A 19,591-nucleotide genomic window follows, 5' to 3' on the forward strand; every position below is an offset into this window, starting at 1 on the left:
AACGCCCGGACACATTCCGAACCCGGAAGCTAAGACTCGCAGCGCCGATGGTACTGCAGGGGTGACCCTGTGGGAGAGTAGGACACCGCCGGACATCATTTCGAGAAGAGCCGCCCAAGGTTGGGCGGCTCTTCTCATTTAACGCGAAGGCGAAGGCGCATGGCGCTCAGCGCCGGCGCGAAGAGCAGTCAGACGCGAAGAAGCAGTACTGAGCCGTCCCGGTGGGGCGGCTCTTCGTCGTTTCCGGGTTGTTCCGCCTCCGGAACCCGCCGTGGTTGCGACGGCCCGACGTAGGCTGGTGAGATGGGCAGCCGTCTCAGCGAAGCCATGAGCCCCTACCTGCGTGCGCACGCCGACAACCCCGTCGATTGGTACCCGTGGGGCGAAGCGGCGTTCGACGCAGCTCGTGAGCGTGACGTGCCGGTGCTCATCTCCATCGGGTACGCGACGTGCCATTGGTGTCATGTGATGGCGCGCGAGAGCTTCAGCGATCCGGCGATCGCCGAGGTGCTGAACGAGGGCTTCATCGCGATCAAGGTCGACCGTGAGGAGCACCCCGCCGTCGACGCGAGCTTTCTCGCGGCGGCCTCGGCATTCACGCAGCAACTGGGTTGGCCGTTGACGGTGTTCACGACTCCCGAGGGCCGCGCGTTCTACGCCGGCACCTACTACCCGCCGCGTCCGGTTCAGGGCGTGCCGTCGTTCTCGCAAGTGCTGGCGGCAGTGAGCGAGGCGTGGCGTGAACGCCGGCACGAGCTCACCGGCGCGGCCGATGCGGTCGCCGAGGCGTTGGTGGCGGCATCCGCGGCTCAGATCGCGGGTGCACTGCCCGACCGAGCGCAATTGCAGGCCGCCGTCGACGAACTGCTGCGCCAGGAGGATCTCGTGCACGGGGGCTTCGGGGGTGCCCCGAAGTTCCCTGTGGCACCGGTGCTCGGCTTCCTCGTCGCAATGGGGGAGCCCGCGCGCTCTCGCGCGGCGCGGACGCTGCGGCTCATGGGTGCTTCGCAACTGCGGGACCCCGTCGACGGCGGGTTCTTCCGGTACGCGACCCGAGCGGACTGGAGCGAACCGCACTACGAGCGCATGCTGACCGACAACGCCCTGCTGCTGAGCGTCGGCACCGAGCTCGTCGGAGCAGACGCCGCAGACCCGGCGCCCGGCGCGATCGCCGACGGGGTGGCACGCTTCCTCATCGAGCGCATGCAGCTGCCCGACGGCGCGTTCGCGAGCGCCCAGGACTCGGAGAGCATCATCGACGGCGTGCGCGATGAAGGCGGCTACTACCACCGGGATGCGGCCGGGCGTACGTCGCTTGAGCCGCCAGCCCTCGACGAGAAGGTGCTGACGGGCTGGAACGGGCTCGCGATCGGTGCGTTGGCGCGCCACGGGTTCGTGCGGCGTGATGATGCCTCGCTCGACGCTGCCCGGCGCGCCGCCGACCTGTTGCTCGCGCGCCATGTACGGCCCGACGGCTCGCTCGTCCGGGCGTCACTCGACGGCACGGCGTCGACCGCGGCCGCGGTGCTCGAGGACACGGGCATGCTGGCGGGCGGGTTGCTCGAGCTCGCCCTGGCGGGCGGTGAGGCCGGCTACGCGGTTGCTGCGCGCTCGCTCATCGACGCGGCCATGTCGGCGTCGCCCGATGAGGCGACACCGTTCGCCCCGCCCGGAGGCGGTGACCCGGTGCTGCGCGCCCGCGGGCTCGAGCTGCCCGAGGATCCCGCAGAGGGCGCCACGACGGCAGGCGCGACGGCGTGCGCGGATGCTGCGTGGCGGCTGTACCTGCTGGGCGCCGGCGAGCGATACCGTGCCGCCGCCGAGGGAGCGATGGCGGCGGTCGCCGGCATCGCCCCCGCACGTCCCCTCGCATTCGGCGGTGCACTCCAGCTCATGGCCCGCATGACGGCACCCGCCGTGCAACTCGTCACCGTCGTGCCCGACGGTGATCGGGTCGGCCTCGCGGCGGGCACCGCCGCGCATTGTCTTCTCGAGGCCACGCGGGTGCACGAGGCATCCGTCACGGCGTTCGTCGACGAACGGCAGTCGCTGGCATTCGCCGAGGCGGGGTTCTCGCTGTTCGAGGGGCGCGGGGTGCGGGCCGGCGAGGCGGTCGCCTATCGCTGCGAGGCGTTCGTCTGCGCGCTGCCCGTAGGCGATGCGGCCGCGCTCACAGCACTCGGCGCGGGGGCGTAGGCAGGCGAAGCCCCGGCGGCCCATACGATGAGAGCATGACTGGGCGAGCGCGGCGCGAATCGGGTGCCATCGCGGCTGCCGCGGTCATCGACGCGGTGCTCGTCATCGCGTTCGTGCTGATCGGGCGACGAAGCCACGCCGAGGGACTCGACGTGGTCGGCATCGCAGGCACCGCGTGGCCGTTCCTCGTCGCACTCGCTGCGGGGTGGCTCGCCGCCATGGCATGGCGGCGGCCCTTCGCGGTCTGGCCGACCGGCGTCGTGGTGTGGGCGGTGACGGTGACGGGCGGCATGCTGCTCCGTCTCGTCAGCGGGCAGGGCACCGCCGTCGCGTTCGTCATCGTCGCGACGGTGACCCTTGCGCTGTTCCTCATCGGCTGGCGGCTCGTCGCACTGCCCGTCGGGCGTCGCTTGCGCATCGCGAACCGCGCCTCGACCTCGAGCGCGACATGAACCCGATCGAGTGGCTCTTCGACGCCCAGCTCGTGATCGGCGACCAGGTGATCCTCTGGCGCGAGATCGTCGGCAACCTCTTCGGGCTCGCGAGCGCTCTCGGCGGACTGCGCCGCAAGGTCTGGGCCTGGCCCGTCGGCATCGTCGGCAATGCGCTGCTCTTCACCGTGTTCCTCGGTGCGGTGTTCGACACCCCGAATCCCGTGAACCTGCTCGGCCAGGCCGGTCGCCAGCTCATGTTCATCGCCGTGTCGATCTACGGCTGGGTGCGCTGGTCGCAGCACCGTCACGTGAGCGCGAACGCGGTCGAACCGCGCTGGGCGAGTGCGCGAGCGCGCATCCTGCTCGGCGTCGCGCTCGTCGGCGGCACGCTCGTGCTGACCCCGGTCTTTCGCGCGCTCGGCTCGTTCGAACCCGTGTGGGCCGACGCGTGGATCTTCATGGGCTCGCTGCTCGCCACCTGGGGCATGGCGAAGGGGTGGACCGAGTTCTGGCTGATCTGGGTGGCCGTCGACATCGTCGGCGTGCCATTGCTGATCAGCGCCGGCTACTACGCATCGGCGCTGCTCTACGTCTTCTACGGCGCCTTCACGATCTTCGGATTCTTCACCTGGATGCGAGTGCAGCGACTCACCAGCGAGACGGCACCCGGTCGAGCACCAGCCACACCGCCGAGCTGAGCTCGGGGTGATCGAGGGCGATCTCGCGCAACAGGTCGAACTCGAACTTCGCGGCGTCGCCCTCACGAGCGGCCGGGTGGTAGGCGCGCGCCCGCACGGTGCGCCAGCGCTCGGAATGCAGGCGCTCCTCGCGCAGAGTCGCGACCACCTGCTCATCGACCGAGGGAAGGTCGGGCAGGAAGACCCAGGGGTCTTCGCCCAGGCGGCACCGCAACTCGATGAGTGCCGAGAGTTCGTCTCGCGCGTCTTGGCGCAGACGCTCGAGCGTCGTCGACTCTGCCATGCGCCCTCCCCTCGCTACATCCGATCGTAATCAACGCTAAACGCACCATGTGACGCGCGGGTTACAGGGCGCAATCCGACGTGTACTTCAGGTGTCGAGTCGATGACGGTCGAGTGGCGGCAGCCGTGCCGCGGCCGTTGCACCGCTGTGCGCTTGAATGGTCGGATGAGCACCGAACCCGCATCGACGCCCGAACGCGTCGTCTCCGCCGTCGACGATGCACGCGCGGCTGAGCTGCTCGAGCGCCTCCGTACCGACCTGGGCGCCGCGAGCTACACCGTTGCGGCCGTCGACGCGCTGTGGGGCCCCGCGCCCGCGGCGGCCCTGCATCGTGGCGAACGAGTGCCCGCGCGACGGGCGCTCGCCGCGCAGCGCGTAGCTCCGGGCGGGCTCCCCGCGCGGGCCGTGCTCGCTGCGCTCTTCGTGCTCGGCGACGACGTTGAAGTGTCGGAGCTCGAGCAGGCGCTACCCGCCCTGGGGGTCGCGGGCGCGATCGAGCTCGGGCTCGTGACCGTCGACCGCGGCGGGGCATCCGCTCGCGCCGCACTCGACCTGCGGCCGTACGGCTTCACCGACGCACGTGGCGGCGGTGAGTGGTGGATCATCTCGGACGTCGGCGAGCTCATGCTCGACGGTGCGCTCGGCGAGCAGCACGTGCTCGGCGTGGGCGGCGCCTCGATGACGCTGTCGGGGCTCATGCTGCCGACGCCCACGGCGACCGTGCTCGATCTCGGCACCGGGTGCGGAATCCAGGCGATGCACGCCTCGCGATTCGCCGAGCGGGTCGTCGCGACGGATATCTCGGAGCGAGCGCTCATGATCGCGAGCCTGAATCTCGCGCTGAACGGCATCGAGGGCGTCGAGCTGCGTCTCGGCAGCCTGTTCGAGCCGGTCGCGGGGGAGCGATTCGATCGCATCGTCTCGAACCCGCCGTTCGTGATCACGCCTCGCGCCGAGGGCGTTCCCGAATACGACTACCGCGACGGCGGCATGGTCGGCGACGCGCTCGTCGAGGCGGTCGTCGGCGGCATGCACGAGCATCTGCAGCCCGGTGAAATCGCGCAGCTGCTCGGCAATTGGGAGTACCGCGCCGAGGAGCAGCTCGATGCGCTCGAGCGAGTGGGCGGCTGGGCCGGAGCACTCGACCACTGGGTCGTCGAGCGCGAGGTGCAGCACGTCACCGAGTACGCCGAGACCTGGATCCGCGACGGCGGCACGAAGCCCGGCACCGCCGAGTTCGACCGGCTCTACGACGTCTGGCTCGACGACTTCGCCGCTCGCGGCGTCGAGAGCGTCGGGTTCGGGTACGTGCTGCTTCGCCGAGCGGATGCCGCGGCATCCGCCCCCAGGCGGTTCGCCCGGCTCGAACGGCTGCACGGCCCCCTGGGGTCGAACGCCGAGGGCCTCGGCGCCCACCTCGCCGAGTGCCTCGCCGCCCGCGATCGGCAGGCGCAGCTCGACGACGCCGCACTCGCCGCGGCCCGCTTCGTGACCGCGGGCGACGTCACCGAGGAACGGCACTATTGGCCCGGCGACGACGATCCGACCGCGATGCTGCTGCGCCAGGGCGGTGGCTTCTGCAGGGTGATCACTCTCGACACCGGCCTCGCGGCACTCGTCGGCGCGTGCGATGGCGAGCTCGCGATCGGGGCGATCGTCGGCGCCCTCGCCGAGTTGCTCGACGTCGACGAGGCGGCGCTCGCGCGTGAACTGCTGCCCGCCGTGCGAACGCTCGTCGACGACGGCCTGCTGCGCTTCGCGGAGTGAGCCGGGCGCCGGGTCAGACGGTGCCGGGTCAGACGGTGCCGGCGGGCGGCCACACCCCGATGATGAGCGCCATGACGAGCACGGTCACGAGCTCGTGCGCGATGTTCAAGATGGTCAGACCCGACGGCCGCCCCTCGAACGCGTCGTGCGTGATGAAGCGGGCCGCGGTGAATCCAGCCCACAGCATGAGGCCCGTCGTGATCGCCATGAGCAGGTAGTTGCCGCCGAGTGCCGTCCACGCGACCTGCGTGGCGATCGCCAGCACCCACGCCGAGATGAAGCTCACGACGAGCGTCGTCACGATGGGGCCCACGGCGCCGCGGTCGCCGGAGTCGTCGACCTTGGCGACCCGCATCCAGTAGTTGCCGAAGACCTTCGGGGTGTACCAGACCGAGCCGACGAGCATCGTCGACAGCGTTGCGACGATCACTGCCCAGTAGTTGACCTCGATGAGCATCTCAGCCTCCCGTGCGATTCGTCCGAACTGCCCCTGTGGTCGGCAGTCTAGACCCGCGCACAGCCGGGCCGCGGTATTCTCGTGGTCGCACATCGAAAGCGAGCCCATGCCCGACAGTCCGCTCTCCGCCTCCCCGTACGAGGTGCTCGGCGTCGCCGCCGACGCCGACGATGCGGCGCTGCGCCTCGCCTACCGCCGGGCGCTCCGTGAGGCCCACCCCGACACCGGCGGCGACGTGGTGCGATTCCACGCCGTGCAGGTGGCGTGGGAGCTCGTCGGCACGCCCGATGCGCGAGCGCTCTTCGACCGCGGCGCGCGAGGCGGGGCACCCGAGCCGACGCGAGAGGCGTGGGCGCCGGCTGCGCCCAGGGCACGACGAGATTCCCGCCCGCTCGCCCGCACCTACGGCCACCCCGGCGGGTTGTCGCGCGAGCGCTACCTCGATCTCATCCGGGAGTGGGCGGGGCGCGGCGTCACGCTCGCCGACCCCTACGATCCCGCGCTCGTGCGAAGTGCGCCGCGCGACATCCGTCACGTGCTCGCCGACGCCCTCGCCGAGGAGTCGAGCGCGCGCGCCCTCTCGACGCTCGGCATCGCCTACACGGTGTGGCACGACCTCGCGACGGATGCCGCGGGCCGCGGCCTGCCGCCGAAGCTCGACCACCTCGTGCTCGGCCCGAGCGGGCTCTTCGCCATCCAGTCCGAGGACTGGGGCGGCCCGGTCGCGATGAAGCGCGGCGAGCTGGTCGGCGAGGCGCTCGCCGGCGAGCGCCCGGTTCGCGCGCTCGCGGCACGGGCGAAGGCGATCGGGCGGGCCGCCCGGGTGAAGCCGACCGCACTGCTCATGGTGGTGCCCGACGAGCACGCCGAGGAGTCCCTCGAACTCGGCGGCACCAACCGCGGCGCCGTGGTCGCGCTCGTGCGGCGCTCACGTCTCGCGAGCGCCGTGCGCGAGGGCCTGCCGGGCTCGGCTCAGCTGGGCGGCACCGAGGTCATGGAAGTGCGCTCGCGCCTGCAGGCGGTCGTGCAGTTCGCATAGCGACCGCGAGCGGTGTTTGATGGGAGGATGCCCGCATCGAACACCGACCCCTACATCGCCGACTTCGCCGAGTTCGTTCAGGCCGCTCCATCGTCGTACCACGCGGCCGCCGAGGTCGCCCGGCGCCTCGAGGCGGCCGGATTCGACCGGCTCGACGAGCGTGACGAGTGGCCGGCGGGTGGCGGCCGTCGCGTGGTCGTTCGCGATGGCGCCGTCATCGCCTGGGTGACACCGGATGCCGCGGGGCCGACGACGCCGTATCGGGTTCTCGGCGCCCACACCGACTCTCCGTCGTTCAAGCTGAAGCCGCGGCCGAGCTCGACGTCGGAAGGCGTGCTGCAGGCCGGGGTCGAGGTCTACGGCGGGCCGCTCCTGAACTCGTGGCTCGATCGCGAGCTCGAGCTCGCCGGGCGCATCGTGACCGACGACGGCGTCGAGCACCTCGTGCGCACGGGGCCGATGCTGCGCATTCCGCAGTTGGCGATCCACCTCGACCGCGAGGTGAACAAGGGCCTCACGCTCGACAAGCAGCGCCACATGCAACCGATCTGGGGAGTGGGCGCCGAGGGCGACATCCTCGGCGTGCTCGCCGGCTCGGTCGGCACGACCGCCGATCGCATCGTCGGCCACGACGTGCTCGTCGCCGATACGCAGACCCCTGCGCGCTTCGGTCGCGACGACGAGCTGTTCGCCTCGGGGCGCATGGACAACCTGAGCTCGGTCTACGCCGGCCTCGCCGCCCTGCTCGAGACGCCGAGCGACGGCGGCCACATCAGCGTGCTGGCCGCGTTCGACCACGAGGAGCTCGGCTCCGAGTCGCGATCGGGCGCGAGCGGCCCGTTCCTCGAGGACGTGCTCGTGCGCATCGGCGCGAGCCTCGGCGGCGGTGAGGTCGAGCGTCGGCGTGCGTTCGCGGCATCCTGGATCGTGTCGTCGGATGCCGGCCACGCGGTGCATCCCAACTACTCCGACCGGCACGACCCCGCGAACCGGCCTGTGCTCGGCGGCGGGCCGTTGCTGAAGCTCAACGCGAACCAGCGCTACGCGAGCGACGCTGCGGGATCGGCGTTCTGGGCCGCGCTCTGCAGTGCCGCCGGGGTGGCGACCCAGTCGTTCGTGTCGAACAACTCGATGCCGTGCGGCTCGACGATCGGGCCGCTGTCGGCGACCCGCCTCGGCATCCGCACGGTCGACGTCGGCGTTCCGCTGCTGTCGATGCACTCGGCCCGAGAACTGGCCCACGTCGACGACCTCGTGGCGCTCGGCGCCGCGGTCACCGCGTTCTTCAGCGCGGCGGAGTAGCGTTCACGGCAATTCGCCGCGGGCATCGGCGCGCACGGCTGCGCGCGAGTCGAGCGCGAGCTCCTCTGCGTCGAGCGCGAAGAACAGCTCGCGCATGACCTCCTCGTTCAGGTGTCCGGCGTCGCGCTCCTCGAGGAGGACCGCGCGTCGCGCGGCGATCCAGTGCCGCGACAGTTCGGCGAATTCGGCGTGCGAGACGACTGGCGGCGCCTCGGCCTCGTTCTCGAGCTGGCGCGTCTTCGCGGCATCCGCTCGAATGCGCTTCTCGAATCGGCCGATGACCTCGTCGGCGAGTTCGGCGCCGAAGCGCTCGCGCCACTCTTCACGGCGTTCCTCGACGTAGGCGAGGCCGGCCGTGCTGCTCCGCCGGAGCACGGCCTGGATCTCCTTCCGATCCTGATCGCGTTCGTCGTCGGCGACGACGCCGAGCCGGCGGATCAGCACCGGCAGCGTGGTCGACTGCAGCAGGAGCGTGCCGACGGTGACCACGAAGGCGATCAGGAAGACCGTGCTGGCTGCCGTCGGGTCGCCTGCCATGGCCGGGATCGCGGTCGCCGTCGCGAGCGTGACCACCCCGCGCATGCCCGCCCAGGAGATCACGGCGAGCTCCTTCGGTGCGAGTTTCGGCTCGACGTGGTAGCGGCGGCCCCGCCTCGCCCAGACCGGGGCGAGCCATTCGCCGATGCGTCGCGACAGGGCATAGCCGCCGAAGACCCACAGGATGCGAACGACGATGACGGTCGCGAGCACGACGCCGGCGATGCCCAGGTTGGCCCAGAGGCCGAGCGGGCTGGCCAGCACGTCGAGCACCGCAGGGCTCAACTGCAGCCCGATCAGTGCGAAGACGAGCCCCTCGAGCAGCACGTCGATCGATTGCCAGATCGGGCGCTCCTGCTGCCTCGTCGCGTAGCTCGTCTTCGGCGCGTGGTAGCCGATCAGGATGCCCGCGGCCACCACGGCGAGCACGCCCGACCCGCCGAGCCGCTCGGCGATCGCATAGGCGGCGAAGGGAATGAGGAGGCTCACGGTGCCGAGCACGACGGGATCGTCGAGTCGAGTGCGCAGCAGCGTCACGAGCCATCCGATGACGAGGCCGAGCCCCGTGCCGACGACGACGGCGATCACGAACGAGCCGATGCCGTCGAGCCAGGTCACCGTGGCGCCCGCGACGATCGCGGCGAAGGTGCGGAAGAGCGTGATCGAGGTTGCGTCGTTCACGAGGCTCTCGCCCGAGATGACCGTCATGACACGCCGCGGCAGCCCGAGCTTGCGACCGACGGCCGCCGCCGAAACGGCATCCGACGGCGCCACGATCGCCCCGATCAGCAGCGCGAGGGGCAGGCCGAGACTCGGCGCGATGAGCCACACCACGAGCCCGACGGCTGCGGCCGTCGCGATCGGCAGGAAGACGCCCAGACGCCGGATCTGCCGGATGCTGCGCCGGAAGTTCAGGTACGTCACGTCGAGCGCGGCCGAGTACAGCAACGGCGGCAGCACGAGGGTGAGCACCAGTTCGCCGTCGACCTCGATCGCGGGCACCACCGGCACCACCGAGACGATGAAGGCGACCCCCATGACGAGGAGCGGAGCGGGCCAGCCCCGCCACCTGGCGAAGGCGGTGACCGCGAGCGAGCCGCCGAGCAACAGGAAGACCTCGCCGATATGCATGCCCTCAGGGTAATGGCCGGATGTCGCGCCACGACGGCGCGATTTCACGGGGTCCGATCGCTCGGCCGATGACAGGGTGAAGGCATGACCGAAACGATCCACACCTCGACGCAGACCGTTCCGATGTCGGCCGTTCCGGCGCTGTTCGCGCACGTCGCCGACTCCAGCGCGGCCATCGCACACTTCCGCGGCCGCCTCGGCTTCGAGGCCGACGTGTCGGATGTCGCCGCCGCACTCGCCGAACCGGCGCGCGACTTCGTGCTCGTCGATACCCGCAGCGACGCCTCGTGGGCGCAGGGTCATGTGCCGGGAGCCGTGCACCTGCCCGGCCGCCGGATCGCCGCAGAGGCCGCGGAACGGATTGCGGCGGGCACCCCCGTGGTCGTGTACTGCTGGGGCCCGGGCTGCAACGGGGCAACGCGTGCCGCCCTCGAGTTCGCGCTGCTCGGCCACCCCGTGAAGGAGATGCTCGGCGGCTTCGAGTACTGGGTGCGCGAGGGCTTCGCCTACGACACCGACGAGGGGCCGGCGCAGTTCGCACCCGACGCCCTCACGAACGTCGCCGAGGCCGGCCTCGGCGGAAACGCCGTGTCGAACGCGGCCATCAGCTGCGCCTGCTGACGCAGGTGCACCGCACTCGGGTGGGTGCCGGCCGGGACACCGGCATCCATCTGGGCAGTGATGGGTGCCGGGCAGTCGGGCGTCGACGCACCGGCATCCATCTGGGCAGCGATGGGTGCCGGGCAGTCGGGCGTCGACGCACCCGCATCCGCCCGGGCGCCCGTCAGCTCGCGAGCGTGATGAGCGGCGCCTCGGGATCGGCGGCCCACTCGTCGAGTGACCCGTCGTACAGCGCGACGTCGGCGCGGCCTGCTCGGCGGAGCGCGAATCCGGTGCCGGCCGCGGCGATGCCGGCGCCACAGTAGACGACCACGCGCGCCGAGGTCGGCGCCTCGACCGGGGCGAGTCGCTCGGCGAGCGCCGAGCCGTGCAGCTGGGTGCGCGATGTGCGATCGACGACCGACCCGACGGGAACATTGACGCTCCCGGGGATGTGTCCACGCCGCGGCCGCCGGCCCGCCTCGCCCCGGAACTCGGCGGGTGAGAGCGCGCAGACCAGCGCGGCATCCACCGCGCCGTCGACGATGCCGCGTACCTCGTCGGCGTCGGCCCAGAACCCGTCGAGCGGGGTCAGCGAGAGCCGGCCCGCCGGTCGCGGTGGCTGGAACCCGGTCGCGAGGGTGCCGCCGCGGGCACGCCACGCGGTGAGTCCGCCGTCGAGCACGGCGACGCCGGCGAAGCCCGCCGAGGCGAGCAGCCACCAGAACCTCGCGGCGAAGTGCCCGATCGACGAGTCGTAGACGACGACGATCGACTCGTCGTCGATGCCGATGTCTCGCGCCGCCGCGGTGAGCCGGTCGAGGTCGGGTCGGGTGAACGGGAACCGACCGGCCGGGTCGGAGAACTCCTCGAGCACGTCGGCGAAGACCGCCCCCGGCACGTGCCCCTCGATGAGATGGTCGTCGAGGCCCGAGAGCCAACGGAAGCCGCCGGGGGTGTCGACCCCGAGCACGCTCGCATCGACGACGACGAGGCGTTCATCGCCCAGCTGCTGGGCGAGCCAGTCGGCGGTGACGAGGGGGCCGGGCAACTCGAGGGCGGGTGCGGTCATGGCGAAACGTTAGCTGCGACGCCCTCGCCGGGCACCGGGGCGTGCAACACGACGTCATCGTGTCGCCGTGTGTCAGCGCAGCGGCCCGCGCCGGCCCTCGAGCCATGTCGTGTGCTCCTTGAGGCCGTTGCGCACGGCCGCCTTGACGATGAGATACCCGATCCAGAGCATGAGCGCCAGCACGGCGAGATAGACGAGGAGGCCGACGACGAGTCCGATGACGCCGACGCCCCAGAGTTGATCGATGGCGGGTTCCGCTTGTTCCATGTACACAGGCTGCATGTGCACAGACTGGCACTCCGGCGCCATGCGCGCGAGGTCCAATGCGGGGGACAGGACGCCCAGCGGCCGGCCGCCCCCGCGCTCAGCACTCGACGACGTTGACGGCGAGCCCGCCCTCGCTCGTCTCCTTGTACTTCGTCATCATGTCGAGACCGGTCTGGCGCATCGTCTCGATGACGGTGTCGAGCGAGACGAGGTGCGTGCCGTCGCCGTGCAGCGCGAGCCGGGCGGCCGAGACCGCGGTCGACGAGGCGATCGCGTTGCGCTCGATGCACGGCACCTGCACGAGGCCGGCCACGGGATCGCACGTGAGGCCGAGGTGATGCTCCATGGCGATCTCGGCGGCGTTCTCGATCTGGCGCGGCGTGCCGCCGAGCACGGCGCAGAGCGCCCCGGCGGCCATCGCGCACGCGGATCCGACCTCGGCCTGGCAGCCGCCCTCTGCGCCCGAGATCGAGGCGTTCTTCTTCACGAGCGAGGCGATCGCCGCGGCGGTCAGCAGGTAGCGGCGGATGCCGGCGGCATCCGCACCGGGCACGAACCGCAGGTAGTAGTGGCCGACCGCCGGAATGATGCCGGCAGCGCCATTCGTCGGCGCCGTGACCACCCGCCCGCCCGAGGCGTTCTCCTCATTGACGGCGAGCGCGAAGGCGTGCAGCCACTCGGTCGAGGTGTCGCGGTGCGGCGAGGAGCTGTGCGCTTCGTCTCGGTCGTACTCCTCGAGGCGACGGCGCACCTGCGGGGCCCGGCGCTTGACACCGAGGCCGCCGGGAAGCGTGCCCTCGGTCTCGAGCCCGTGCGCGACGCAGTCGGCCATGGCGCCCCAGATCGCGTCGAGCCCGGCGTCGATGCCGGCTTCGCCGTGTACCGCGACCTCGTTGGACCGCGCGACGTCGCAGAACGACACACCGTGCTGCTCGCAGAGCGCGAGCAGTTCGTCGGCGTTCGAGTAGGGCAGCGGATGCCGCAGCGCCTCCGACTCGTGCGGGGCGTCTCCCTCGCGGCGGATGAAGCCACCGCCCACGGAGTAGTAGGTCTCTTCGGCGAGCGGCAGCGGGCCGTCGCCCCACGCCTGCAGGGTCATCGCGTTCGGGTGGCCGGGAAGGCGAGTGCGTGGCACGAGCGAGACGTCGCTGCGAAGCATCCGCACCGCTCGGCTGCCGGCGATGCGCACGTCGTCGCCGGCATCGCCGAGACGCGACCAGGCGCCGCGAACCTCGTCGGGGTCGCAGGTCTGCGGCTCGAGCCCCGCGAGGCCGGCGACGACGGCGTCGGGAGTGCCGTGGCCGAGCCCGGTGGCGCCGAGCGAACCGTAGAGCGAGCAGGTGATGCGGCGCACCTCGTCGAGCACGCCGTCGTCGATGAGTCGCTCGGCGAACGCACGGGCCGCCCGCATCGGGCCGACGGTGTGCGAGCTCGAGGGGCCGATGCCGATCGAGAAGAGATCGAGGGCTGAGACGAACGCTGTCACCCATCAAGGCTACGCCGGGCGTCGCGCACCGTGGTGGCGCCGGCTCGCAGAATCGTGCGCCTCGGCGCCCGGCGGCGCGTGTTCCGCGCACGATCGGCGGTTCTCGCGCACGCGGCCGATCAAGGCGGCGCGCGCACGGGTCGCCGGAGCCGCCGCAGAGGTCGGAGGGCCGCCGTAGGCTTGATCCGATCATGCAGAACGTCGACGCCCCCTTCACCATCCGTTCGATCCGAGACGAAGAGGCAGCTGCCGAACCCGCGCTCATCGAGCGGGCATTCGCCGCGGGCCCCTATGGCCACCTGCCCGCGAGCGCCGAGCGACGCGCCTTCGAGCGCGATGTGCACGGGCGCGCGGCATCCGGCACCGTGCTCGTCGCGGTGCGCGGCGACGAGCTGCTCGGCACGGCGAGCGTGCTGCGCGCCGGCACGCCGTACGCGAGGGTCGCGGCGCTGGGTGAGGCCGAGGTGCGCCTCGTCGCAGTAGCGCCTGAGGCTCAAGGTGCCGGCATCGGCGAGGCACTCATGCGCGCGAGCGTCGAGGTCGCGCTCGGCTGGGGCGCCGATGCGCTCGTGCTCGACACGGGCGATCGCAACCTGCGAGCGCAGGGGCTCTACGCCCGGCTCGGGTTCGAACGGCTGCCCGAGCGCGACGAACGCTTCGGCGAGGTCGTGGCCTGTGCCTACCGCTTCGCATTGCAGCAGCGCGACGATGTGCGTCTGCGGCTCATGCGCTCTGAAGAGACCGACCTCGTCGCCGCACTCGTCGAGGGGGCGTACGCGAGCGATTTCGAGTTGAGCGAGGCGTACCGGGCCGACATCGCCGCGGTCGCCGAGCGTGCTCGCGACCACCAGGTCTGGGTGGCGATGGATGCCTCGAGCGGCGCCCTGCTCGGCACGGCATCGACGCCCGTGGCGGGCGCCGCGATCTCGCCGCTCGCACGTGCAGGCGAGCTCGACTTCCGGTTCCTGGGGGTGGCTGCAGGCGCACGGCGGCGTGGCATCGGCGAACTGCTCGTCGGGCACGTGCTGCGGCTCGCGCGCATTCGCGGCATCGATCGGGTGGTGCTCAACACCGGGCCCGACATGGTGGCCGCGCAGCGCCTCTATGAGCGACTCGGCTTCGAGCGACTGCACGAACGTGAGTTCACCTTCGTGCGGCCCGATGGCTCGAGCTTTCTGATGCTCGCCTACGAGCGTGATGCAGCGGCCTGAGCCGGCTCACCCCATGCGAGCCATCCACTGCTCGGGCTGGTCGAGCGGGCGGAACCCGAATCGCTCGTAGAGCCCGTGCGCGTCGGCGGTCGTGAGACCGATGCGTCGCAGGCCGAGCGGTTCGAGCGAGGCCATGACCTGTTCGATGAGGGCCACGCCGATGCCGCGACCACGTGCTTCGGTGGCGACGAACACATCGCACAGCCAGGCGAACGTGACGCCGTCGGTGATGACCCGCGCGTAGGCGAGTTGCGCGCCGTTCGCGCGATCGTAGATGCCGTAGTTGCGCGAGGCCGCGACGGCGGCCTGGTGAGCCTCTCGGGATCGCCCGATCGCCCAGTACGACTCCTCCGCGAGCCAGGCGTGGATGCGCTCGAGGTCGAGACGGCCGGGGTCGTCGGAGAACTCGAGGTCGGTGGACGCATCGGGGGTGGTGTCGAGGTCGGCGGTGGTGTCGAGGTCGGCGGTGGAGCGAGGCATCCTTCGATGAAATCGCACTCGGCAGTGCGAGACAACGGCCAGTTCGAGGTCGGTGGACTGCTGCCGAACCACTCGATAAGCAACTGAGGTTGACAAACATGCATTAGCAACTTAGGTTGCCTATATGACCCCGCACTTGCCTGAACCGACCGGAGCCGAAGCCGACGATCTCGCCGCCGTCGTGGCACTGCGCGAGCTCGCCGACCGACTCGAAGACGCCGCGATCGAGCGAGCCATGCGCGCCGGCTGGAGCTGGGGCCAGGTCGCCGAAGCACTCGGCGTCACCCGGCAGGCCGTGCACAAGAAGCACCACCGCCGGCTCGAAACCGCCGGCATCGAACTGAGGAGACGCAATGCCTGAGCAACTGCACGAAGATCTCGGCGTCGGGCTGAAGGCCGTCATCGTGCGCTCCATCGACGAGGCCTCCCGCCGCGGCGCGGCCAAGGTCGAGCCCGAGCACCTGTTGCTCTCGATCGCGGCGAGCGGGGATGTCGCGGCGCTCGAGCTCGCCGACGTCGGCCTCGACTACGCCGGCGTCGAGGCCGCGCTGCGCGGCGAACGCGAGCACGCCCTTCGCGCGGCGGGCATCGAACCCGTCGCCGAGGAGCGGCTGCACGCGACCGGCTCCTCGCGCCCGGGGTGGGGATCGTCGATCCGCGAGGCGCTCAAGCGCGGCAATTTCACGGCACGCCGCGATCGGAGCCGCGCCGAGCGCGAGCGACTCGCCGTCGCCGACGCGCTCATCGGCGTGCTGCGGCTCGACCTCGGCACGGTCCCCCGAGCGCTCGCGTACGCGGGTGTCGATCGCGCGGCACTCATCACTCGACTCGAACACCTCTGACCACGGGCCGGATCGCAGGACGACGGGGAGCGAAGATGACGATGACAGACAACCGTGCGATCGAGGTCGAAGGACTTCGCATGCGCTACGGCACGGACGACGTGCTGCACGACGTGACCTTCCAGGTCGACCGCGGAGAGGTGCTGGCCCTGCTCGGACCGAACGGGGCCGGCAAAACCTCGACGATCGAGATCCTCGAGGGGTTCCGCATGCGATCGGCCGGCCGGGTCGAGGTCTTGGGCAGCGATCCTGCTCATGGCGATGAAGACTGGCGTGCCCGCATCGGCGTGGTTCTGCAGTCGTGGCGCGATCACGCCAAATGGAGGGTCGGCGAACTCCTCGCCTTTCAGGGCTCGTTGTACGAGCCGTATTCGACGGCGCAGATTCGCCGCCCATGGGATGTCGACGAGTTGCTGGCAGCCGTCGGCCTGACCGAGCACGCCGGCAAGTCGGTCAAGACGCTCTCGGGCGGGCAACGGCGACGACTCGACGTGGCGATCGGGCTCGTCGGTCGCCCCGAGCTGGTCTTCCTCGACGAGCCGACGACCGGCCTCGACCCGAAGGCGCGACGCGACTTCCACAGTCTCGTTCGGCGCATTCGCGACGATCTCGACACCACCGTGCTCATCACCACTCACGATCTCGACGAGGCGGGCAAGCTCGCCGACCGCATCGTCATCCTCACCGGGGGGCGCATCATCGCGAACGGAACCCCCGATGAGCTCGCCCGGCAGTTCGTCGGTCACGACGAGATCAGCTGGGTGCAGGGCGGCGAACGTTCGGTGCAGTACGTTGCGGACTCGACGGCCTACGCACGCGAGCTGTTCGCGCGCCACGGCGGCGAGATCAGCGAGCTCGAGCTACGGCGCGCGTCGCTGGAGGACACCTACCTCGAGCTCGTCCGGAGTGCGGAGACCTCCGCGGACCAGCTCGCCGAGGTGACCCGATGAGCGGGGCGACGACCGCCGTCCGCTCCGGGATCCGGCGCGGGCTGATCGAGCTCCGGCAGGCATTCACCGGCATGGAACTCATCAATCAGCTGCTCTGGCCGGTGGCCACACTCGTGGCGGTCTTCTTCCTTCGAGACCTGCCGATCGGCGACACCGGGTACGAGCTCGGCACGATCATCCTCCCGGGTGCGCTCGGCATGTTCGTCGCGCTCGGCCTGCTGCTCGTCGTGCAGCAGCTCGCCGCCGATCGCGAAGACGGCACGCTCCTGCGCGCCAAGGCGACACCCGGTGGCATCCGCGCCTATCTCGTCGGCAAGATCGTGCAGATCTCGGCGACGATCCTCGCGTATCTGGCGATCCTGCTCGTTCCGGGGGTGTTCCTCGTCGACGGGCTCGACCTCGCCGACCCGGTGTCGTGGGTCACCTTCACGTGGGTGCTCGTGCTCGGACTCGTCGCGACGCAGACGATCGGCGCGATGCTCGGTTCCCTCATCGCGTCCCCGCGCGGCGCGGGCTACCTCTCGCTTCCGGTGCTCGGGCTGATCGCGATCTCGGGCATCTTCGCACCGATCACCGGTCTGCCCGAGTGGCTGCAGTGGATCGCGCAGGTCTTCCCGGTCTATTGGCTCGGGCTCGGCATGCGCGCGGCGTTCCTGCCCGACGACGCGGTCGTCGTCGAGATCGGCGAGTCGTGGCGGCTGTTCGAGACGGCGGCGGTGCTCGGCGCCTGGGCGATCGCCGGCCTCATCCTGGCCCCGATCGTGCTGCGAAGGATGGCGCGGCGGGAGTCGGGCTCGAGTGTCGCCCAGCGCCGCGAGCGGGCGTTGCAGCGCGTCGGGTGACGCACGACCCGACCGTCGAGATTGTTGACCAATCAGGTTCGAGCACCGTAAGTTGCCACATAACATCCCGGCCCGCGACGGAAGGACCTCCTTGTGAAATCCAGAATTCTCGCCCTCGCGGGCTCGGTCGCCATCGCGGCACCGCTCGCACTCGGTGGGGCGGGAGCCGCCATCGCGGCGCCGACCGACAACCCGCCGGTCACGCTCGTCGACAATGTCACCGCCCCGATCTACGACTACGCCAGTGCCATCCGGGAGACGGTGTGGGTCACCGCCCCCGACCTCGACGGTGACGGTGACGACGAACAGATCGCGACCGACATCATCCGGCCCCGCGAACTGGACGGCAACGCCAGGGTCCCGATCATCATGGACGCCAGCCCCTACTACCTGAGCTCCGGTCGGGGCAACGAGGCGGAGCGCAAGGTCTACGACGCCGACGGCAACCTCGTCAAGTTCCCGCTCTACTACGACAACTACTTCGTGCCCCGCGGCTACGCCTTCGTCGCCGTCGACATGGCGGGGACCGCCCGCTCGACCGGCTGCACCGATGAGGGCGGTCGCTCCGACATCGAGTCGGTCAAGGCGGTCGTCGAGTGGCTGGCCGGCAATGGGGTCGCCCACGATGCCGGCGGCGCCGTCGTCGACGCCGATTGGAGCAACGGCAAGACCGGCATGATCGGCAAGTCGTACGACGGGACGTTGGCCAACGGCGTCGCCGCCACCGGCGTCGAAGGGCTCGAGACCATCGTGCCGATCAGCGCGATCAGCTCCTGGTACGACTACAACCGCTGGCAGGGTGCGGTGAAGTCGTTCAACTATCCGAGCAGCCTGTCCCGCTCGGTCGCGTCGAATCGGACGATCGCGACCGACTGCACGGCGCGACTGGACTGGATGAACGCCAACGACGGCGACGAGACCGGTGCGTACACCGACTTCTGGGCCGAGCGCGACTACCGCGAGGGCACCTTCTACGACGTATCGAAGGTCACGGCCAGCGTGTTCATCATGCACGGGCTGCAGGACACCAACGTCAAGACGATGAATGCCTCGAAGTGGTGGGACGACCTCGGCGAACAGGGTGTCGACCGCAAGATGTGGCTCACCCGCCTCGGGCACGTGGACCCGTTCGACTCCGAGCGCGCGCTGTGGGTCGACACCCTTCACCGATGGTTCGACCACGAGCTCATGGACATCGACAACGGTATCGACCGCGAGCCCGCGGTGAGCGTCGAGACCGCGCCGAACCAGTGGGAGCAGTCGAAGACCTGGCCGATCTCGTCCGCTCGCACCCAGTCGCTGAACCTGCACTCCGACGGCACGCTGATGCTGGGCAAGCAGGACCGCTCCACGGTCAGCTACATCAACTCGACCGCACTGAGCGAGGCGAACGCGGTCAAGATCGGCGACAACGCCAACCGGCTGCAGTTCCTCACCGGCACGACCAAGCACGACGTCCGGATCTCGGGCACGCCGACAGTCGACCTCGATGTCACGCACACCGCACCGGTCGGGCAGGTGTCGGTCATGCTGGTCGACTACGGGGTGATGGATCGCATCAGCTCCTCCGGTGACGGTGCGCTGACGCTGAGCACGGAGTCCTGCTGGGGCCCGGCGACCGCAACCGACGACGCCTGCTACAACGACGTCGCCAAGCGCATCTCGAGCACCGAACTGCAGGTCCTGGCCCGGGGCTGGGCCCGACTGGACGGCGCGGGCAACCATAAGGTCACCGTCGAACTGGCTGCCAACGACGTCGTCGTCCCGGCAGGTCACCAGCTCGGCCTCGTGGTCAGCGGCAGCCGGAACGGTGTCGTGGCCGTCGACACGGCCGCGACCACCTACACGGTCGATCTCCGCGGTTCGAAGCTGAACCTACCGGTGTCGGGACCGATGGCCGGGTTCGGCCCTGGTCACCTGACCGAGAAGGACACCGAGACCCTCAGCCCCGGAACCCTGCCCGACCTCGACGCGACGGTGTGGCCCGGCAACTGACC

General features: G+C 70.6%; 20 protein-coding genes and 1 rRNA gene. 14 read left to right on the forward strand and 7 right to left on the reverse strand.

The annotated features are described in order from the left end of the window. The 4 genes from rrf to pnuC all read left to right on the forward strand — a co-directional run. Nucleotides 1–94 (forward strand): 5S ribosomal RNA (gene rrf, locus H521_RS25255); the annotation flags it as partial. 209 nt (nucleotides 95–303) lie between these two features. Further along, on the forward strand, nucleotides 304–2,196 hold the full coding sequence (locus H521_RS0119665) for a thioredoxin domain-containing protein (RefSeq protein ID WP_022894720.1): 1,893 nt from the start codon (nucleotides 304–306) through the stop codon (nucleotides 2,194–2,196). A gap of 35 nt (nucleotides 2,197–2,231) precedes the next feature. Then, the gene (locus tag H521_RS0119670) at nucleotides 2,232–2,648 is read left to right on the forward strand and encodes a DUF3054 domain-containing protein (protein WP_022894721.1); all 417 of its coding nucleotides are present in this window, start codon (nucleotides 2,232–2,234) and stop codon (nucleotides 2,646–2,648) included. Then, nucleotides 2,645–3,328 carry a nicotinamide riboside transporter PnuC gene (gene pnuC, locus H521_RS24545; protein WP_022894722.1) on the forward strand — a complete coding sequence of 228 codons (684 nt, stop codon included), beginning with the start codon at nucleotides 2,645–2,647 and terminating at the stop codon, nucleotides 3,326–3,328. Before H521_RS0119670 ends, pnuC begins: the two co-directional genes overlap by 4 nt. Here the strand turns inward: pnuC and H521_RS0119680 are convergent. Then, complete coding sequence (locus H521_RS0119680) at nucleotides 3,279–3,611, reverse strand: hypothetical protein (protein ID WP_022894723.1); 333 nt, start codon at nucleotides 3,609–3,611, stop codon at nucleotides 3,279–3,281. The genes pnuC and H521_RS0119680 overlap by 50 nt on opposite strands. A 165-nt stretch (nucleotides 3,612–3,776) precedes the next feature. Between H521_RS0119680 and H521_RS0119685 the strand changes: the two genes are divergently transcribed. Further along, nucleotides 3,777–5,378, forward strand: a complete 1,602-nt coding sequence (locus H521_RS0119685; protein WP_022894724.1) for a DUF7059 domain-containing protein — start codon at nucleotides 3,777–3,779, stop codon at nucleotides 5,376–5,378. A gap of 28 nt (nucleotides 5,379–5,406) precedes the next feature. On the opposite strand, the gene H521_RS0119690 is transcribed toward H521_RS0119685, so the two are convergent. Beyond that, a complete protein-coding gene (locus H521_RS0119690) occupies nucleotides 5,407–5,835 on the reverse strand; it encodes a DUF1761 domain-containing protein (RefSeq protein ID WP_022894725.1) in 429 nt (142 codons plus the stop codon). A 106-nt stretch (nucleotides 5,836–5,941) separates the two neighbouring features. On the opposite strand from H521_RS0119690, the gene H521_RS0119695 reads away from it, so the two are divergent. Next, entirely contained in the window at nucleotides 5,942–6,874 is a 933-nt protein-coding gene (locus H521_RS0119695; RefSeq protein WP_022894726.1) for a J domain-containing protein, read from the forward strand. A 27-nt stretch (nucleotides 6,875–6,901) separates the two neighbouring features. Further along, nucleotides 6,902–8,176: a M18 family aminopeptidase gene (locus H521_RS0119700; protein ID WP_022894727.1), complete on the forward strand. Its 1,275-nt coding sequence runs from the start codon at nucleotides 6,902–6,904 to the stop codon at nucleotides 8,174–8,176. Nucleotides 8,177–8,179: 3 nt separating this feature from the next. Here H521_RS0119700 and H521_RS0119705 read toward each other — a convergent pair whose 3' ends face one another. Then, nucleotides 8,180–9,844: a cation:proton antiporter gene (locus tag H521_RS0119705; RefSeq protein ID WP_026482515.1), complete on the reverse strand. Its 1,665-nt coding sequence runs from the start codon at nucleotides 9,842–9,844 to the stop codon at nucleotides 8,180–8,182. Nucleotides 9,845–9,928: 84 nt separating this feature from the next. Here H521_RS0119705 and H521_RS24550 point away from each other — a divergent pair, with 84 nt between their 5' ends. Beyond that, nucleotides 9,929–10,465 carry a rhodanese-like domain-containing protein gene (locus tag H521_RS24550; RefSeq protein WP_022894729.1) on the forward strand — a complete coding sequence of 179 codons (537 nt, stop codon included), beginning with the start codon at nucleotides 9,929–9,931 and terminating at the stop codon, nucleotides 10,463–10,465. A 163-nt stretch (nucleotides 10,466–10,628) separates the two neighbouring features. Here H521_RS24550 and H521_RS0119715 read toward each other — a convergent pair whose 3' ends face one another. The 3 genes from H521_RS0119715 to H521_RS0119725 form a co-directional block, all read right to left on the reverse strand. Next, entirely contained in the window at nucleotides 10,629–11,516 is an 888-nt protein-coding gene (locus tag H521_RS0119715) for a sulfurtransferase (protein ID WP_022894730.1), read from the reverse strand. A 72-nt stretch (nucleotides 11,517–11,588) separates the two neighbouring features. Next, nucleotides 11,589–11,783: a hypothetical protein gene (locus tag H521_RS0119720; RefSeq protein WP_022894731.1), complete on the reverse strand. Its 195-nt coding sequence runs from the start codon at nucleotides 11,781–11,783 to the stop codon at nucleotides 11,589–11,591. Between the two features lie 97 nt (nucleotides 11,784–11,880). Continuing rightward, on the reverse strand, nucleotides 11,881–13,269 hold the full coding sequence (locus tag H521_RS0119725) for an L-serine ammonia-lyase (protein WP_022894732.1): 1,389 nt from the start codon (nucleotides 13,267–13,269) through the stop codon (nucleotides 11,881–11,883). A 191-nt stretch (nucleotides 13,270–13,460) separates the two neighbouring features. On the opposite strand from H521_RS0119725, the gene H521_RS25620 reads away from it, so the two are divergent. Next, nucleotides 13,461–14,480, forward strand: coding sequence for a GNAT family N-acetyltransferase (locus tag H521_RS25620; protein WP_084512726.1), 1,020 nt, complete (start codon nucleotides 13,461–13,463; stop codon nucleotides 14,478–14,480). Between the two features lie 6 nt (nucleotides 14,481–14,486). Here the strand turns inward: H521_RS25620 and H521_RS24565 are convergent, their stop codons facing one another. Next, nucleotides 14,487–14,960, reverse strand: coding sequence for a GNAT family N-acetyltransferase (locus H521_RS24565; protein ID WP_022894733.1), 474 nt, complete (start codon nucleotides 14,958–14,960; stop codon nucleotides 14,487–14,489). 124 nt (nucleotides 14,961–15,084) lie between these two features. Here H521_RS24565 and H521_RS0119750 point away from each other — a divergent pair, with 124 nt between their 5' ends. From H521_RS0119750 to H521_RS24570, 5 genes are all read left to right on the forward strand, one after another. Then, nucleotides 15,085–15,321: a hypothetical protein gene (locus tag H521_RS0119750; protein ID WP_022894734.1), complete on the forward strand. Its 237-nt coding sequence runs from the start codon at nucleotides 15,085–15,087 to the stop codon at nucleotides 15,319–15,321. Then, nucleotides 15,314–15,802 (forward strand): Clp protease N-terminal domain-containing protein, encoded by a 489-nt coding sequence (locus H521_RS0119755; protein ID WP_022894735.1) that lies wholly within the window; start codon nucleotides 15,314–15,316, stop codon nucleotides 15,800–15,802. The genes H521_RS0119750 and H521_RS0119755 overlap by 8 nt, the downstream gene beginning before the upstream one ends. A 35-nt stretch (nucleotides 15,803–15,837) precedes the next feature. Continuing rightward, a complete protein-coding gene (locus tag H521_RS0119760) occupies nucleotides 15,838–16,752 on the forward strand; it encodes an ABC transporter ATP-binding protein (RefSeq protein WP_022894736.1) in 915 nt (304 codons plus the stop codon). Then, nucleotides 16,749–17,594, forward strand: a complete 846-nt coding sequence (locus H521_RS0119765; RefSeq protein WP_022894737.1) for an ABC transporter permease — start codon at nucleotides 16,749–16,751, stop codon at nucleotides 17,592–17,594. The genes H521_RS0119760 and H521_RS0119765 overlap by 4 nt, the downstream gene beginning before the upstream one ends. A 93-nt stretch (nucleotides 17,595–17,687) precedes the next feature. Next, nucleotides 17,688–19,589 (forward strand): CocE/NonD family hydrolase, encoded by a 1,902-nt coding sequence (locus H521_RS24570; RefSeq protein ID WP_022894738.1) that lies wholly within the window; start codon nucleotides 17,688–17,690, stop codon nucleotides 19,587–19,589. Nucleotides 19,590–19,591 lie beyond the last annotated feature (2 nt).

This window comes from Agromyces subbeticus DSM 16689 (assembly GCF_000421565.1).
Taxonomy (GTDB): Bacteria; Actinomycetota; Actinomycetes; order Actinomycetales; family Microbacteriaceae; genus Agromyces; species Agromyces subbeticus.